The organism is Methanobrevibacter sp., assembly GCF_045603845.1.
Taxonomy (GTDB): Archaea; Methanobacteriota; Methanobacteria; order Methanobacteriales; family Methanobacteriaceae; genus Methanocatella.
Genome location: NZ_JAZUMY010000072.1, coordinates 67075 through 85206 on the forward strand (window position 1 = coordinate 67075; position 18132 = coordinate 85206).

Below are 18132 nucleotides of genomic sequence, written 5' to 3' on the forward strand. Positions count from 1 at the left end.
GATGAACACTAAAGATATGATTGTTGAGAAAACGCTTAAATTAATATTGGAGAAAAACACAATTGACATTTCAATCAGTGAAATTCGAAATGCCACAGGACTGACAACAGGCGGCATATATTATCATTTTTCAGATAAAAGCGATATATTTGAAGCAATTCTTCAAAAGTATATGGTGGATTATATTAAAATCGATTTTGATCAAATCATTCTTGAAGGTTCATCAAGGGAGAAAATTCATGACGCCTTGTCTTATATTTTACATCACTACATAAACGGCGTGGAAATTGAAAACATCAATGAAAACATCAATTATAATGATGTGATACTTCTTTTAACCGCAACAGGATATGCCGAGGATGAGGTTAACAGCATAGTTGCACAAACAGGAAAAGATATTAGAATATTTTTAACCGACCTTGTCGAAGATGGCAAAAGGAGAAATGAAATCAGACAGGACTTCTCAACTGAAAACATTGTCGAAACATTGATTGTAATGTTTATGGGAATTCAATATTCTTGGTTAATTTTTTCAAATGATAATACTGATTCCATTTTTGAGAAAAACTTTGATATAACCTGGCAGGCCATCAAATGCCAGTAAAAACTATTTTTTAATCTTTTAAAATTCTTCACAGAAGTGTTATTTATGGACAGAAAAATTATTATAATTGGAATAATACTGCTTATCATAGCAGCAGGAGTTATTTTTGTAATGTTAACCACAGTAAACTATGAAAGAATTGATATAACACCAAACGGAACTACAATAGAAGTTCCCGCCAACGAAACCAAATATGTGAAAAATATTGAGGGAGCCAAAATATGGAATTGGAACAATGGAATACTGGTCACATACAACAGTCACGAGGATCCCAATTTTATCCAAGTAACAGAATTAGGATTCACTGCACTAAATGAGCTTATAAAAAGTGGAGAAAAACAGGAGATTGATGGTGTTACATGTTATGTCCTAAATGCTGATGAATTATTGGAAATCCACTTATTTGATGTCATTAAAGTGAATTATAACGGTAAATTTTATTGCATTCCATTATCTAATGAAACAACCCAAGACAATATTTTAATCCTGTGCAACGACAGGGATATTGCAGTTCACATGGCCAAATCCATAGTGTACAAAAATGTTTATCCGGACAATAATGATTTAGCAGATACTCTTTCAACTTTAGAGAACATTACTGGAGATTTGCAGTCAAAAGCAAATGATTATGCAAACAATAGCGATATTAAATCCGCAGTAGAAGAAAAAACCGGAGTTAATTTGGACGATGCTAAAAATACAATAGAAAAATACACCGGAAAGCTGCCCATTTAAATAAACTGTGATTAATTATGGAAATTATTAAAAAAAAGCAAATTCCAAAAAGAAGTCTTAAAAGAAGCTTGATTGTATTTGTTGGAAATGTCTTGGGAATATATCTGATAAGCTTTTTAGGATTAGGAGTCAAAGTAAGCCAGTTTGACAATATTTTACTTTTAGTAATATTCATTAGTTTAGTTAATGCAATCCTCTGGCCAATATTAACAAGAATAGCTATGCCTTTTTTAGTTTTAACATTTGGTTTCGGAACATTAATACTGAACGGACTCCTGCTTAATCTTTTTGCACCGACATTCGGTATAGAAATTAATGGTGCGGCATTGATTCTTGCCCCACTGGCCATGGCCGCAGTAACAACCATACTGTCCTCATTAATAACAATTGAAGACGACAGTTCATATTACAGAGCTGTTTTAAGAGATGCAAAAAAGAAAACAAAAACTGAAGTTAAAGAGTATCCCGGAGTAATAATCGTTGAAATTGATGGGCTTGCTTACAATGTTTTATGCGAAGCGGTCAAAAAAGGACATATGCCCAACATTAAAGAAATGATTGAAAGTGGAGATTACAGTCTTAGAATATGGGAAACTGACCTGTCTTCACAAACCGGCGCAAGCCAAGCCGGAATACTTCATGGAAATAATGAAGGCATTGTTGCATTCAGATGGATAGAAAAAAGCAATGGCAATCAGATGATGCAATGTTCCGGAATAGATAAAGTGCCGGAATTGGAAAAAAGAATTTCAGATGGAAACGGATTGCTTGTTGACAATGGAGCAAGCAGATCAAATTTATTCTCAGGAGATACTGATAACGTAATATTTACATTCAGTAAGATTATGGAATTTAAAAAGTTATACAATAAGGCATGGTACTCAGTATTTTCCAATCCAAGCAATTTTGCACGTATTATTGCATTGTTTCTAGCAGACATGATACGTGAAATCTACTCACAAATCATACATTCAGTTAAAAATATTCAGCCAAGAATAAAACGTGGAATAGTATACATTCCGACAAGGGCTGCTACAAACGTTTTCATGAGGGAAATCAACACTTCAACATTGATTGGAGACATGATGGTTGGAGATATTGATATTGCATATTCAACATATTTGGGTTATGATGAAATAGCTCATCACTCCGGAGTCAGGGATAATGATGCGTGGTATGCCTTAAGGGAAATGGATAAGCAAATCAAGCATTTAACAGATGCAAATAAATATTGTCCCAGAGAATATCAGTTTGTCATTCAATCAGACCACGGCCAAACAAACGGTGCCACATTTACACAAAGATATGGTGAGACATTTGAGGAATTTGTCAAATCATTGCTTCCTGAAGACATGACCTTATTTGCAAAAATGAGTTCAGATGAAGACCACTTCGCAGGATCTTCTCCATTTTCAAGAGACAAGAAAAAAATTAAAAAAGAAGAAAAAGAACAAGAGGAATTAAGTGACTCTGAAGTCATCGTATTGGCTTCAGGTAATCTTGCAATGATTTATCTGACGCAATGGAGTCAGAGATTAACATATGAAGAGCTTAACAGCTATTTCCCAGAATTGATTCCAGGTCTGATAAGTAATGAATATGTCGGTTTTATTTTGGTCAAGTCCCAAAAACACGGTGATTTGGCTATCGGCAAAAATGGAACTTATTTCCTGGACAGCGGTGAAATTGAAGGTGAAAACCCTCTTGAAGGATTCGGATACAACATTGTCAGGCATCTGAAAAGAACCAGTTCATTTGAACATACACCGGATATCCTGGTTAACAGTTTTTATGATAAGCAAGCTGATGAGGTATGTGCTTTTGAGGAATTGGTTGGAAGTCATGGCGGAGCCGGTGGAGACCAATCCAAACCGTTTATATTATTTCCTTCAAACTGGAAGGTCAGTGATGATGAAATCATTGGTGCGGAAAACATTTATAGGCTGTTAAAAGAGAATTTGACCGAGTTAAAAAAATAATATTGCTTATATTAAAAATAAAAATCTCCATAATTATTCATTGACAAATTATGTATCTAATTTTTAAGAGAACCGATAATGAAAATAAGAGAACATATGTTCTGTATCGGGAAACAATTTGATTTCTGTAAGAGGATACCTTTATTAATACCAAAAAACATACATTTTAAGTGAGATATTGTTTATCCGAGGAATAATCTAAAAAATATTCATTTTTAAACAAAATATATTTTGCTTTAAATAATAGATTTCCCGGAAAAACAAAACAATCATTATGAGGTTAAAAAAATGTTTATGAATATGATACTGAATATTATTAGGATTATAATAATTGTTTTGATAATTTATGCAGTGCTAAAAGGCTTAAAAACTTTATTAAAAATAGGAATAATCATATTTGTTATTTCAATATTATTAGGATTTTTAGGATTTTAATTATCTTTTTAAAATGACAAAAAAGAGATATAATGAGAATAGCAATAGTATCTGGAAAAGATGAAGGACCGACAAAACTAAATGCTTTTGATAATGCTTTAAGCAAAGCCGGAATAGGGGACGTGAACCTGATAAAAGTATCCAGCATGCTTTCAGAAAATGCTGAGATATGCGACTTGCCAAAACTAAAACCTGGGGCAATGGTAAACTATGTATTATCAAGAATTACCTCAGACAACCCCGGAGACATAATTACTGCAGTTGTAGCTGTAGCTATTGGAGAAGAATTAGGCTGTGTTGTTGAAACATCCGGAATAAATAAAAATCCAGAGAATCTTGTTAAAGAAGCCGAAGAAATGGTCAGATACATGATGGAAAAAAGAAAAGTCGAAATTAAAGAATTGATTGTTGAATATTCAAATACACAAATTGAAAACATTGCATCATGTATCTCATCAGTTGTTTATTTAAATGATAGATAAAACATAGATATGGTGATTAGATGAATTATATTATTCTTGCTTTTCTTTTTATACTATTCGGTTTTTTCATGAAATATTCTGATGACTTATATGATGTAAATCATGAACAGAGACTTTCAACAATTTTAGGAATTATATGTGCTATAGCATCAGTTGCAGTATCACTTTACAATACGGATGCAGCCTATATTTTCATTTCCATCCTGATAGGCAATCTCATTGTTTTAAAAGTGGATGGAATCCACCATATAGTTACTTTGATTGTTTTTGCAGCAATACTGTTTATTGCAGGAATTCCTGAGTTGAGTTTGGTTATTCTGCTGATTTGTATTTTAGGTATTATAAGTGATGAAATAGGCCATGAACTGATTCCAAATATGACTGACAACAAATTTTTGAATTTCTTTTTTGAATATAGGTTCGTAATGAAGATTGTGGTATTATTACTTGCTGTTTGTGGTGTGTTTGATATCTGGATATTTGTTTGCTTTATTATGTTTGAACTAGCTTATGTAGGCGCAGGAATTGTTTTTGAAAGATACAATTAAAAGGTGTAAATATGTATAGTTTTATTATTTGTGTTCTGGCATTGGTTGCCTCGTACTTTGTTTATGGAAAATTTATTGAAAGAATCTCCGGTGTTGATGAAACTCGCCAAACTCCCGCATTTAGAATGCAGGACGGCGTTGATTACATGCCAATGTCCAAAGTCAAGAACTTTTTAGTTCATTTTTTAAATATTGCTGGTTTGGGACCTATTTTTGGAGCAATACAAGGTGCATTATTCGGACCTGCCGCATTCGTATGGATTGTAGTGGGTACAATATTCATTGGGGGAGTTCATGACTTCTTTTCAGGATTCATGTCCATGCGAAATGACGGATTCACAATGCCCAACATTATTTCAAAATATTTGGGAAGCAACATCCAAAAGTTCATGGCAGTTCTTATTGTAATTACAGGGATTTTTGTTTCAGCCACTTTTGCAAAGGGAGCTGCAGGATTGCTCACAGATTTAACTAATATTGATATACTTATCTGGACAACAATAATATTCATTTACTTTTTGATTGCAACAGTATTTCCAATCGATAAGATTATCGGGAAAATATATCCTGTTTTTGGAGCTTTGCTGTTGATTATGGCCGTGCTGATGATTGGAGCATTGATCTTAAATCCATCATACTCCATTCCTGAGTTCACAACACAGGGTTTGTATTTAACTGACAAAAGCATCTTCCCATATCTGTTTATTACAATTGCCTGCGGTGCCGTTTCAGGTTTCCATGCATCTCAGTCCCCAATTGTTGCAAGATGCATTGAAAATGAAAATGATGCAAGACCAGTATTTTATGGTGCTATGGTTTTAGAAGGTTTAGTTGCTCTTGTTTGGGCTGCAGTTGCAATGGCATTTTTCCACGGACAGCCTCAGCTTGCAGTAATCTACGGTGCAACACCATCAGTAGCAGTTTATGATATGGCAAAAACATTAGTCGGACCAGTCGGTTTGGTTTTAACTATTATTGGTGTTGTCATCTGTCCGATTACATCAGGCGATACTGCACTTAGAAGCTCAAGAATAACAATAGCTGATGAACTTCATCTCAACCATGAAAAACTAATTTCAAGACTGAAAATTGCCATTCCATTGTTTTTAATAGCATTCGGATTAACATTTGTTGATTTCAGTTTGATTTGGAGATATTTTGCTGTGTCCCAATTGATAGTGGCTACGGTAGTATTATATGCTGCAAGTGCTTATCTTAGAAATAATGAAAAACCATTTATTATTGCATTGATTCCCGCAATCCTGTGTACATTAATTGCATTCGGATATATCCTGCAGGCTCCTGAAGGTTTTAGATTGCCTTCAATGACAGCCAATGTAATCGCAGTTATTGCAACAGCCATTATTTCAATAATATTCATTAAAAAACACAAATAGCATATACTGCATGATTTGATATCAATAGATTTATGGGCATGTGCCAGTTAATGACAAAGGCGTATCTTTAAAATCAAAGCAATTGAATTATCTTTAATTTAAATGCAGATATCTGTCAATTAAAAGAAATGTATTTGACAAACGAAAATTAATCAGAAAATATTGGTAAATGCTCCGGCATTTACTTTTAATTTTTTAAGACTTTAAACATTAGTTTTCGATTTTTTCCTTATCATCAATATAGGCAATGACCAAAATAAGCATAATTACATGTAAAACAAGCAGAATCAGTGAAGTCTGGTTAAATGCAATGACTGATGCTGAATTGTGGCCTATAACACCACCTGCCAAGACGGCCACCATTACAACCACAATTGATGAACCGATTGCTGCAAAAATCTGTCTTAATGTATTGTTGACTGCAGTTCCGTCTTCCACCTTATCTGACACCATCGTCAATGTCCATGTTGTGGCCGGCATCAAGGCAAGTCCTGCACCGATATAACGGATGGATTGGGTTATCATCATGAATTCAAATGATGAATCCTGAGTATATAACATCATGCTTGCAAATCCGATTATTGAAATAATACATCCCATCATCAGAACCTTTTTGATTCCTATTCTGTTTGTAAGCATAGGACCTATGAAATTGAATGCGATAATCAGAAGACCTCCCGGAAAGAGCACGGAAGCTGAAATAATCGCTGAATTGTTTGCTATACCCTGAATGAATATCGGGACAAGTGCAGTGCATCCGTTTAAAGCGAAAAAGAGAATGCAGATAAATACTGTTCCCACAGTAAAGTACCTGTTTTTAAGAATGGAGACATTAATCAAAGGTTTGTCCAATTTTGGCTGACGCCTTACAAACAATATCAGAGCAATAACCCCAATAATTATCGGCGCAATTACAAAATAATGAGTAAAACCGTAATCCGCAACATTTGTAAAACCAAGCATCACTCCTCCGCAACCAATAACTGACAATAAGACTGATAAGTAGTCGAGAGGGTAATTTTCAGTTGGTGTATTGTCCTTTACAAGAATCAACCCAGAAATCATCAGAATCAGTGAGGATATTGTGAAAAACGAAAACAGTGCTCTCCAGCCATATAATGTTATTACAAAACCTCCGATGAATGATCCGACAACTGGAGCTATAGCAATAACCAGACCATACAGTCCCATATATGTTTGCCATTTCTCTTCAGGAATAATCCTTAAAAGCAGAATCTGAACATAAGGCATCAGTACACCATTTCCAATAGCCTGAGTAACTCTTCCTATGATTAACATGGTCAGGGATGTTGAAAAGTAACATATGATGGATCCCAAAAGGAACATGATTAATGAAAAGAAAAATATTGTTTTTGCATTAAATCTACGTGATATGAAAGCACTTAATGGAATCATGACCCCCACAACAAGCAAGAAAGCGGAATATGACCACTGCGCCTGTGTTGAAGAAACAGAAAAATCACTCATCAGGTAAACGACACCTGTTGTGATTATGCCTTGAGCTATGGTTACTATGCTGGTGGTCAAAGTGAACAGAACCAACAACTGCATTTTATTATCTAATTTAATGTTCATTAATTCACCAGTTAGTTATATTTGTTGATATCATAAAAAAGAAGAATAGTTTAAGAATTAAACTATATCTGAATATAAAAATCCAAGAGCGCTTTGACCAAATAATGCAATGTACGGTGTTATCACGATATTAAGAATTGATAAAACAAATAAATGATCAAAGATAACTGTTAAAACAGCCTCCATACAACCGACAATCACAAGAATTAATATGGACAATACGATTACCTTACCTATACCAATCATTTTCAGGTCTTTTGCTGCTGAGATAAAATTTAAAGCTTTCATTAAACTACCTGTATGCGCCAATCTTGCTTCAGCTATAACCTGGAAGAATGTAAAGACTAAAAATATGAGCAAAGCTGCCGCAAGGGTAATTGCTAATGAAACAAATAATGGGAATGAAGCTTGAGTTATTACGTCTGTAATGGCGGAATCTCCCACAATAATCGGAGAAATCTGTAAAGTTAATGCTTGATAGATACTTATAATATTACCGTGAACATTTGTAATCAATCCGATAAATACAACAATCAGTGCAGGAACTATAAAGTAGAATATCATGATAACGATTTTCTTTAAACCGAGACCCCAATTTCCCCACCATTTAAAATCAGGTATTTTATCCTGCAGTTCAATACCGGATTTAACACACTGAAGGGAAATCCTTCGAGTAATAATTCCTATTATTATTGCAATTGCAATATATGTTGCCCCAATCACTAAATTTACAATGTCGAAGATTCCAAATATAAATGTTATAACTCCCTGAACAGCAAATGCTCCAGCCAGCACTGACAAAATAGCATAAATTGATAATATCTCTAAGTTTTTTGATGGAAATATAAATGCTCTTTTTATTATTTCTGTTATGTCCATATTAACATCCACTGAATATTTATTTTGACTTTCATATTTTTATTTTAATGTTAAGCTATATCTGAATATAATAATCCAAGAGCTCTTTGAGAAACTAATACCATGTATGGAGTTAGTATAATGTAAAGAACTGATAATAAAAATGGATAAAAGGTTAATGCAATTATTAAAATAATCTCAATAATTGCAATGACTACAACAACTGCCAACAGCAATAGGATTACTTTTCCCACACCAATCCTTGTTATGTCTTTTGCAGCTTCAAAAATATTTAAAGCTTCCTTTAAACTGCCAGTATTTGCCAATCTTGCTTCAGCCATTAATTGAAGGATTGAAAAGATTAAAAATACAATAAAAGCAGCAGTAAGAGTAATAGCTAAAGAATTCAAGAAATCTGTTAATAGCGGAGATATTGAAATAAATGCAATCTCTATAGGAATATCCATGAAATAAACACCATATATCTGTAGAACAAATTCTTTTACAACCTCCATGGCGTTGCCAAAAAGATTAGTATCGAAACTTACAAGCATAACAATTAATGCAGGAATAATAAAATAAAATAATGAAACAATATAGTTATCAAAACCTGTCATAAAGTCTTTATACAATTCAAAAACAGGAACGTTATCATCAAGTTCAATCCCAGATTTAATAATCTTGATGTGATAACCTGTGATTATACATCCGATTAGCAGTGAAATTAAAAGATATACTCCTCCCATCAAATAATTCTCAGCATCAATAATTCCAAATGCATATGTAAAAATGCCTCCCAGGGCAAATCCTACCATAAGCACTGACAAAAGAAGATAAATTGCAAATCTTCCAGTATTTTTTGATGGAAATAGAAAAGCGTCCTTGATTATTTCAGTTATATTCATGTTAATCTCTCCTGCAAATATTTTCATAAGCAATTCTTTGTAATCCATCCTATTGGATTCAGAATATGAATAGTTTAGTTCAACTTTATTTTAAAAAACGGGAAAAGAGAATAAGCAAAAGAGTTATTCTATGGCCCTAATCTTATTTGTCATGTCTTCTTTGAAGTTCATTTTTGAAATGTATCCTCCTTAGAAGTATCATGTTGAACTTATATATAAAATCTATATTTTATTGTTATTAAATAATGTAGAAAACGAACGTTCTGTTTTTTGAAAAATATACTAAGGACAAACGTGATTCTAGGCATTATGGGGAAATAATATATATTATTTTAAAAACTAAATAATAGTTTATGAGAAAGTTTTTGAAGGTTTCATTAAAATTTCAATGGAAAACAATATTGATTATTTTCGCTTTGATAATCATTCAGACATTCTTTCAAATGGAAATAATTGATTTGTTCAGTGCGGCTTTGACTGGAGTTAAAGAACAGAAAATCGATTTGCTTGTCAAATCCGGATCATATATGTTAATGTATACTGTCATCTCAATGATTGCCATTTATGTCATTTCATATCTTTCAACAAAAGTGGCCTCAAATGCCGCTTATACCGTCCGTGAGAAAATCTTTCATATACTGATGAATTTGCCTGATGAAGAGATTAAGCAATTTAAAATTTCAGGGCTGGTTACACGGTCAACCAGAGGGATGTCCTCAGAACAGGGTTTTATAATAATAATACTCACACAATTAATGCTGATTCCGGTTACACTTGTAGCAATTATTTATGAAATAGCGTTGATTGATACGACTTATGCATTGTTCTTCTTGGCATTTGTTGGCGTTCTTGGCCTGATTCTAATTTGGAGAATGAAACAGATTGTAAAAATATTTTTCAGAGCCAAAAAGACATATGGAAAACTGAACCTGCTGTTTTTATCCAAAATCAGTGATATTGCGGGCAGGGTCTCATTCAATAAACAGGAGTATGAAACCGAATTTGAAGAGGCATGCGAGAATTCCTATGACAAGAACGTCACCTATATCTTAAGCCAATATTACCTCGGGCCAGTATTGTTATGGGGTTTATATGCCATTGTCTTGGTTACATTTGCAATGGTCAATTCAGGATACACCATTGGCTTTGAAACCGACAGTGTAGTTGATTCATTCATTATTCTGATATATGTTGCCTACTTCGTCAGCACATTAACTTTCCTTCCGGCATTGATTGACAGGTGGCCACGTGCATATGCAACTTCCGTGCGTTTGGAGGAAGTCCTGAACCTGGAAGATAAAACCATAAAATCCAAAAGCGCTGACAATCCAGAAAGAATAGAGATTGTAGAGGAAGATGTTTCCTGGCCGGATAAGGGCATATGGGCTGAAAGAAAGGAAATCTCTCAAAAATTCACTCTGATATTGAAGGATGACAGAACCAAAGTAACAATATCAATGATTCTGCTTACGATATCCACATTGTGTATGGTTTATGCCCCTAAAGTTGCAGGAAAGACGGTTAATTTATTGAGTTCCAATATGAATTCATTCAACGATGCTGGCGTCTACTTTAACCTTGCCTTGCTTTTGGCATTATATTCTGCAGGCTATCTCTTAAAATTAACTCCAAAGAGAGTCATGGCGACTATCGGTGAAAAGGTGGCCTATAATTTAAGAATGGGGTTATTTGACAAGATTGATGCAGTCGGATCCACTTTCATTCAGGAAAACTCAAAGGGCCTCATAATGTCCAGATTAAACAACGACGTGATGAACATCCGTGAGTTCGTCTCTTCCAGATTTTCTGAAATTTATGCACAAATCCTATCAGTAGTCCTTGTAATAGTGCTGATGATGACAACAGACTTTAGATTGAGCTTAATTTATCTGGCGATATTGCCGATTTATATAATTTCCTTTTCATTATGCGATTATAAATCCAAAGACCATTATGATGGCCATCAAAAGCATTTGGGCCGATTGATGAGCTATTTTGAAAGAGGCCTCGCAAATCGCGATTCATTCCATGAAAAAGGGTTTAAAAAACTAAATCAAACAGTAATTGACTATTACGCCAAATCCAGAAACGTTACTAATATTATGGAGCCTGTTACAACCCTTTTAACAAATGTAAGCAATATAACCGTTTATATGGCAGGCATTTACTTTTTATCAGTTGGTGAAATACAACTGGGAACATTGCTGGCGGTTATCATGTACGGACAGCTATTGACAAAACCTATTAAAAAACTAAGTACTTCTATGGCTTCTATTGAAACTGCATTTTCAAGCATCAAAAGGATATTTGCGATTATTGACTATCGCAGAGATGAATAATCATACAGGTTAGTGTAAAAAGGTAAGTTATATACCTTTATTTATTTTTTTAATCCGGATTGTATACTTTTTTTATTATGATGCAAAGGATTTGATTGAAATACATCCATATAATATTGATGTATTCCAATATGCCTGATATATGCTTTGATGGTTGATTTCAGATGTTTTTTTAAGTTTAAATGCCTGATGTCAATTTAATTTATTGTAAAATTCGTTTTAACCATTTTTTTGCTTTAAAACTATCATTGGTACAAATTCATTTAAATTATCCATTAAAAAATAATGCCATATATTTATTAATAATCAAAAATAAAACTTAATATTAAATATTGTGTTTATTTACAATATTTATGTAAGTATTATTGAACAGAACGAACGTTCTGTTTGATTACTTGGTTTTTAGACAATATGAGGTAAATAAAAATGACCAAAAAAAAGATGGGAATATTACTGATACTACTTCTTGTAATGATTATGAGTATCGGTGCAGTTTCGGCGGCCGATACCAATGATACATTGCTGGAGGAGGTTAGTGATACAAACATTGCAACAGATTCTGTTGCTTTAGAACAAGAGGTCAATGACACTTCGCCTGCGATTGAAAGTGTCAATGACACTGATGAAATTAGTGTAGACGACAGTCGAAATGAAAATCATAAGGTGGGAATTGCATCCTCTTCTTCAGATAATGTGCTTTCTGCTACAAATGAAGATTTGCTTAAATCCAGTGAAAATAATTTTTTATATAATGGAAATTGGTACAAGGATTTGGATGATGCTTTTGATGATGCTGATGATGAACCCGGATCTAAAACTATATACGTTTGGAGAGGTACATACAAATACACTGACGATTCGGATGATTTTAGTATTACACTTAGTGATGAGGGTGTATATATAACACTCAAGCCTTATGACTCTACCCACACAGTTATTTTTGACGCCGAGGATAAGGATTGGTTCTTTAAGGTAACTAACAATAATGTAGGTCTCACAATCTGTGACATTACCTTTAAAAATGGGAATGCAAATGAGGGTAATCTAGAAGTTGAGGATGGAGCACAATTAAATTTATACAGGTGTAAATTTGAGAGTAATAAAGCTTATGCCAATACTATTGAAACTCTTTGGGGATTAGGTGGAGCCATAAATGTGGATGAAGGTTCACTTGTAGCTGAAGACTGTCAGTTCATAAACAATTGGGCAGGCAGATATGGTGGAGCCATCTGTGTTGAAGATGCAGGTTCAGTTACACTTAATAACTGTTATTTTGAAGGGAATACAAAGTATTATGGTGATAATAAGGTAGCAAACGATTTTGATAATTATGATGAGGATAAACCGGGTGCCATAGAGTGGAATTTTGACAATTGTCTTTTTGTAGGAAGCGGTTCTCTTGGTATTGAGGTGGATGCTCCTGAAAAATCAGTTACAATAACCCCTAATATTAATGATGATGCAAATTTGGTGGTTTTATATAAAGATGGGTCTTATTATGATGAAGCAGCTTGGGCTAGTGGCCATTATGTAACTTTCAAAGGCCATTATGGTACAGGCCTTGATGCGGGAACCTATACAGTTTACATGATGAAAGATTCGGAAAAAAGATATGAGTATTCAGGAAATACCTTTACTATTATAGAACCTAATTTTATTTTATATGATGGGAATTTGAATTATGTGAATGTATTTGAAACTTTAAGTGCTGCTGTAAATGCTATTTCAAGTGGTGGAACCGGTGTAATTGCTGTTAAAGGTGGAACTTACACAGGTTCTGGTAATCGTAACGTGCAGATTAACAATAAAGAAGTAACAATCATGCCTAAATCTGATAAAGACTCTGTCACTTTTTCAGGGGACCGTTCTTACGGTTTTTCTGGTTACATAGCTCCAGATAATTTCTTGATTGTAGGTTCTAATTCCAAACTCACTATTGAAGATATAACTATAACCGACTACTTTGATGATTCAGCATTAAAATTCACTGCCAATTCAGAGGGTAACATTACCGGCTGTGAATTTAACAATATTAAACATGCTAATGATCAACCTGGAAACCCGATTAAAGCGTTAAATTCAAATCTGGTGCTGGATGGCAGTACTTTCGAATCAAATAGTAAGATAATCTTAGAAAATACTGTTGCAAATATAAATGATTGTACTTTCACTTCTAATCATGGTATTAATGGGGGAGCGATCTATGCTGATTCCTCTTCATATTTAACAGTTACTCTCTCAGAATTTAACTTGAATTCGGCCACTACTGAAGGTGGGGCAATATATGCTACTAATCTTGAGCTCCATGGCAATGAATTTATAGGAAATTCTGCTAACTTAGGAGGGGCCATTTATATAACCAGCCAAAGTGAAAGTCTAATAAACATGACAAACTGTGTTTTTGATTCAAATAGTGCAACTAAATACAGAAACATATACTCCGAATCACTCACAAGGAAATTTAATTTCGAGTCCAATGAATATGATTTGGATTTAAAAATATCATTAAATGATAGTTCCTATGGTGATGATAATATTCTTAATGGTGATTTTGACTGGGGATCCAATTTAAATAATACCTATACTCTTTTAATTGGATTTGTAGATGAGGAAAACATCTTTGGAGATATGCTTACCATTGTAGATAACAAATTTAACATTAATCTGGGAGTACTGCCTAGCGGAACACATGAATTTGTCATGGCCGGTATGTATACTCAGGAGGACAGTAATGACCATTTCTGGCAACATGACTACTATAATGATTTATACGGAAACGAATTCTATTTAAGTGGTCCAGTATATGCAAAAATAGGGGTTGAAAAAGCTAAAATCAATTTAACTCTTGAAATAAGTAATGTGTTAATACCTGAAATACCTGTTTTAAATGTTTATGCTGATTGGGATTTGAATTATACTATTATCATTCAAAATAAATATTATCCTGTTGAAGTTGTAAATGGTAAAGGCAGCATTCAACTGACCGGCCTTGATTTGGGCAATTATACAGTTGTTGCTATACGTGACACTGATGATAACTTTGAGCTTGCAATGAATTACACTACATTTTCAATTGCTAAAACCTACAGCAACTTCCTTGTTTTAAGTACAAATGTTGAATATGATACATTAAATGAAGCGGTAGCCAATTCCAATGATGAAGATACAATTTATGTTAAAAACGGTATATATAAAGACACTGGAATAGTGATATCCAATAAAATTCTGGACATCATTGCATTGGAAGGTGCAGTCTTTGATGCTCAAGGCGGTGACGCCAATTTCATAATAGTAAATGAAAATGCTGTAGTTGATATATCCGGCATAACATTCAGAGGACTTCACAACAGAAATACCAATTATGGTGCTATAGTCAATCACGGATATCTCGCACTGACTTTATGTAATTTCACAGACAATAAGATTACAAAGACATCATTTGCTGAAAATGGTGGAGCTGCCATATTTAGTGACGGATATTCATTAGATATTGACAGTTGTAATTTCATAAATAATGCCGCTCCTTTAAAAGTAAGTACTGCTGCGGTCACATCATTGGGTTATGAGGACGTTTCAATTATGGACTCTAAATTCATAAATAACTCTGCACGTGATGGTGGAGCATTGTACTTCAAAAACATAACACAATTTGAAGCAGTAATCACTTCATGTGACTTTGAGAGTAATACTGCTGTTAAAGGGTCTGCAATATATGTAGGCAACAATTCCAAATATATTGCTGTCATTCTATCTGATTTCAAGAAAAACGACATCAAAAATAGTTTGGGAGAAAAAACTCAACTTGAAGGTGGGGTAATTTATGTCAACGCCAATAGTGAGGTAGTCTTGGATATCAGCTTATCCAATTTTGAAGACAATGCAAACAGCAATGTTGATGGTGGAGTCATATGTCTTGATGGACTTTCAAAAGCCAACATTGACAGTTGTATCTTCAATAACAATAGCGGTAAGGTTGGTTCTGCAATTTTAATCAAAAACCCCTATGATAAAAAGTTAACCTTATTTATCGACAGCAGTGCGTTTACAAATAACCATGCAGTAACTGGGGCTATTGCAACATCTCCTAAAGTCACTACATTCATTGATGAGTGTGTTTTTGCAAATAACACTGGGCAAAACAGAAATATTTACAGCAATGGATTTACCGTAGTCCATGATTCCGTTTTAGATGTTAAGGACGCTAAATTAAATGCGCCATCTGTTCAGTATGGTGAAAGCTCAACAATCACTGGTACAGCAGATGTAGGTACCAATATCTATGCAGCTGCTAATTTAACAGTTGCCGGTGACAACAACATTGTGGAAATCAAAAACAATTCATTCACCTATAATGCAGGCGTATTGGATCATGGAAAATATTCTGCTGTTTTAAACAGTATTGCAGATAACAATAACAATACATATATTATGGACAGCATTACTGAAATTTTTAGAGTTAACCGTGAGACTATTGATATAAATGTTTCCGTTGATAACATTACCTATGGTGAAACCTTGAAAGTTGTTGAAAGTCTACCTTCAACTGCTACAGGTGCAATTGATTACCAACTAAACGGAAAGTATTACACAAAAGATGAAATCGAATCATTGATATTAGATGCTGGAAAATACACTCTTGTAGCCATCTATGATCATGAAGATTTCGCATACACATCAATTACTGTTGATTTTGAAGTCTATAAAGCTAATCCGACAATATCTGTACCTAATGTGGAAGTAGAATATAATGACAGCATTGTTTTAAACATTGAATCAGATGTTGCGTCAATTTATACAATAGAAATTGGAGATTACAAAAATGTCGTATTTGTTAACGGCAGCAGAACTGTTGTAATTGATAAAACATTGAATCCTGGCAATTACACAATCAAGGTAACTTCACAGGAACGTGTTAACCACATATCAAATTCCACTGAGGCCAATTTGAATGTCAATGGAAATCTTCCTGTATACGGCTTAAGAATCTCAAACACTAATATGGACGATATGGGAAATAACAATGCTGGAGAAATCGACTCTGTAATTGATACTTCCAATAATGTTGAGGCAAAACATTTACTTGCCATTAGGTATTTTGCAATTGCTGATACTGAATCAAATGAAAATATTGGTAATTCTATAGATAACAACAACCTTGGTGAAGAGGATGATGAAGGCAGGTTCATGTATCAATACGATGAAGATGATGATTACAGCTATTTTGATACTCTAGAAGATGCGGTTGATGAAGCTATATTATATGGTGCAGGTATCATTACAGTTAGAGGCGGAACATATTCTGTATCCAGTATGGATATTGAAGGAGAAGTCGAATTAACAATCCGGGCTTATGGAGATGAAGAGGTTATCTTTGACTGTGGAGGCGAATATTACTTCATGCTTTTAACATATGAAACTGAAGTGGAGGCAATGGAGGCACCTCCTTTCTTCTATACTTATCAAACAGAAGGTCCCACAGTTACACTTGAAAACATTACAGTGATCAATGGAGTTGCTACTTATGGTGGAGCTATTGACCTGGAAGCAGGTACTTTGACCTTGACAAACTGTAATTTCTACAGCAACACTGCTACTGAAGGTGGAGCCATATATATTGGTCAATCTGATGCAGAAAATGATGCAATGCTTATTGCACTAAACACTACATTTATAAATAATTATGCGGAAAGTGAAGGTGGAGCAATCTATATTGCAGATGACACTTGGGACGGTCAAACAACATCCGCATCATTCTACTTATGTACCTTTTTAGACAACTACCAAGGTGAAGATGATGAGAGAATTATCAATTACTTTGCTGGCGGTAAAGTTAATGAAATAGTTCGCCAATATTGTATCTTTAACGCTAATGGGGAAATATACAATTTAACTATAGATAAAATCAATCAGACTGTCTATGTTAACGGTACATCTAATGATGCCTTTGATTCAGTGGTCTTATTGTACTTCGATGCAGCACCTTTATACACTATTAACAACAACGGTTCACTTGATTTCAGCATCACTTTTGAGGATGTTATGGGTGGAAACTATACTATTGGTGTAATGAATGACCATAAATTCAATACATATATCTTTGATGATGAATTTGTAATGAAAGTTTGCAGAAAGTCGGGGAGCGGCTGCATTACCGTTTCGTCGATGCCCATGAGGTAATCGGCGGCACTGCCGTCTGTGATGCCAACAGACACTAAAGGACGCAGCTTTTGGTAATTTGCTATGGACATTATCAC

Annotated in this window: 11 protein-coding genes; 8 read left to right on the forward strand and 3 right to left on the reverse strand. The window is 34.1% G+C overall.

Annotation, left to right across the window (positions count from 1 at the left end; translation table 11 throughout):
* The first annotated feature begins 1 nt into the window (after position 1).
* The 6 genes from ACKI2W_RS07160 to ACKI2W_RS07185 all read left to right on the forward strand — a co-directional run bounded on the left by ACKI2W_RS07160 (position 2) and on the right by ACKI2W_RS07185 (position 6180).
* Complete coding sequence (locus ACKI2W_RS07160) at positions 2-604, forward strand: TetR/AcrR family transcriptional regulator (protein WP_407380650.1); 603 nt, start codon at positions 2-4, stop codon at positions 602-604.
* Between the two features lie 45 nt (positions 605-649).
* A complete protein-coding gene (locus ACKI2W_RS07165) occupies positions 650-1339 on the forward strand; it encodes a hypothetical protein (RefSeq protein WP_407380652.1) in 690 nt (229 codons plus the stop codon).
* A gap of 17 nt (positions 1340-1356) precedes the next feature.
* Complete coding sequence (locus tag ACKI2W_RS07170; RefSeq protein ID WP_407380654.1) at positions 1357-3318, forward strand: phage holin family protein; 1962 nt, start codon at positions 1357-1359, stop codon at positions 3316-3318.
* 467 nt (positions 3319-3785) lie between these two features.
* Complete coding sequence (locus ACKI2W_RS07175; protein WP_407380656.1) at positions 3786-4235, forward strand: pyruvoyl-dependent arginine decarboxylase; 450 nt, start codon at positions 3786-3788, stop codon at positions 4233-4235.
* Positions 4236-4255: 20 nt separating this feature from the next.
* Positions 4256-4783: a hypothetical protein gene (locus ACKI2W_RS07180; RefSeq protein WP_407380658.1), complete on the forward strand. Its 528-nt coding sequence runs from the start codon at positions 4256-4258 to the stop codon at positions 4781-4783.
* Positions 4784-4794: 11 nt separating this feature from the next.
* Complete coding sequence (locus ACKI2W_RS07185; protein WP_407380660.1) at positions 4795-6180, forward strand: carbon starvation protein A; 1386 nt, start codon at positions 4795-4797, stop codon at positions 6178-6180.
* Between the two features lie 210 nt (positions 6181-6390).
* Here ACKI2W_RS07185 and ACKI2W_RS07190 read toward each other — a convergent pair whose 3' ends face one another.
* The 3 genes from ACKI2W_RS07190 to ACKI2W_RS07200 are packed head-to-tail and all read right to left on the reverse strand — an operon-like array spanning position 6391 to position 9587.
* Positions 6391-7776 (reverse strand): DHA2 family efflux MFS transporter permease subunit, encoded by a 1386-nt coding sequence (locus tag ACKI2W_RS07190; protein ID WP_407380662.1) that lies wholly within the window; start codon positions 7774-7776, stop codon positions 6391-6393.
* 57 nt (positions 7777-7833) lie between these two features.
* A complete protein-coding gene (locus tag ACKI2W_RS07195) occupies positions 7834-8655 on the reverse strand; it encodes a DUF4013 domain-containing protein (protein ID WP_407380665.1) in 822 nt (273 codons plus the stop codon).
* 50 nt (positions 8656-8705) lie between these two features.
* Complete coding sequence (locus ACKI2W_RS07200) at positions 8706-9587, reverse strand: DUF4013 domain-containing protein (protein WP_407380667.1); 882 nt, start codon at positions 9585-9587, stop codon at positions 8706-8708.
* Between the two features lie 305 nt (positions 9588-9892).
* On the opposite strand from ACKI2W_RS07200, the gene ACKI2W_RS07205 reads away from it, so the two are divergent.
* Both ACKI2W_RS07205 and ACKI2W_RS07210 read left to right on the forward strand, forming a co-directional pair.
* Complete coding sequence (locus ACKI2W_RS07205; protein WP_407380669.1) at positions 9893-11878, forward strand: ABC transporter transmembrane domain-containing protein; 1986 nt, start codon at positions 9893-9895, stop codon at positions 11876-11878.
* A 426-nt stretch (positions 11879-12304) separates the two neighbouring features.
* Positions 12305-18055, forward strand: a complete 5751-nt coding sequence (locus ACKI2W_RS07210) for a hypothetical protein (protein WP_407380671.1) — start codon at positions 12305-12307, stop codon at positions 18053-18055.
* Positions 18056-18132 lie beyond the last annotated feature (77 nt).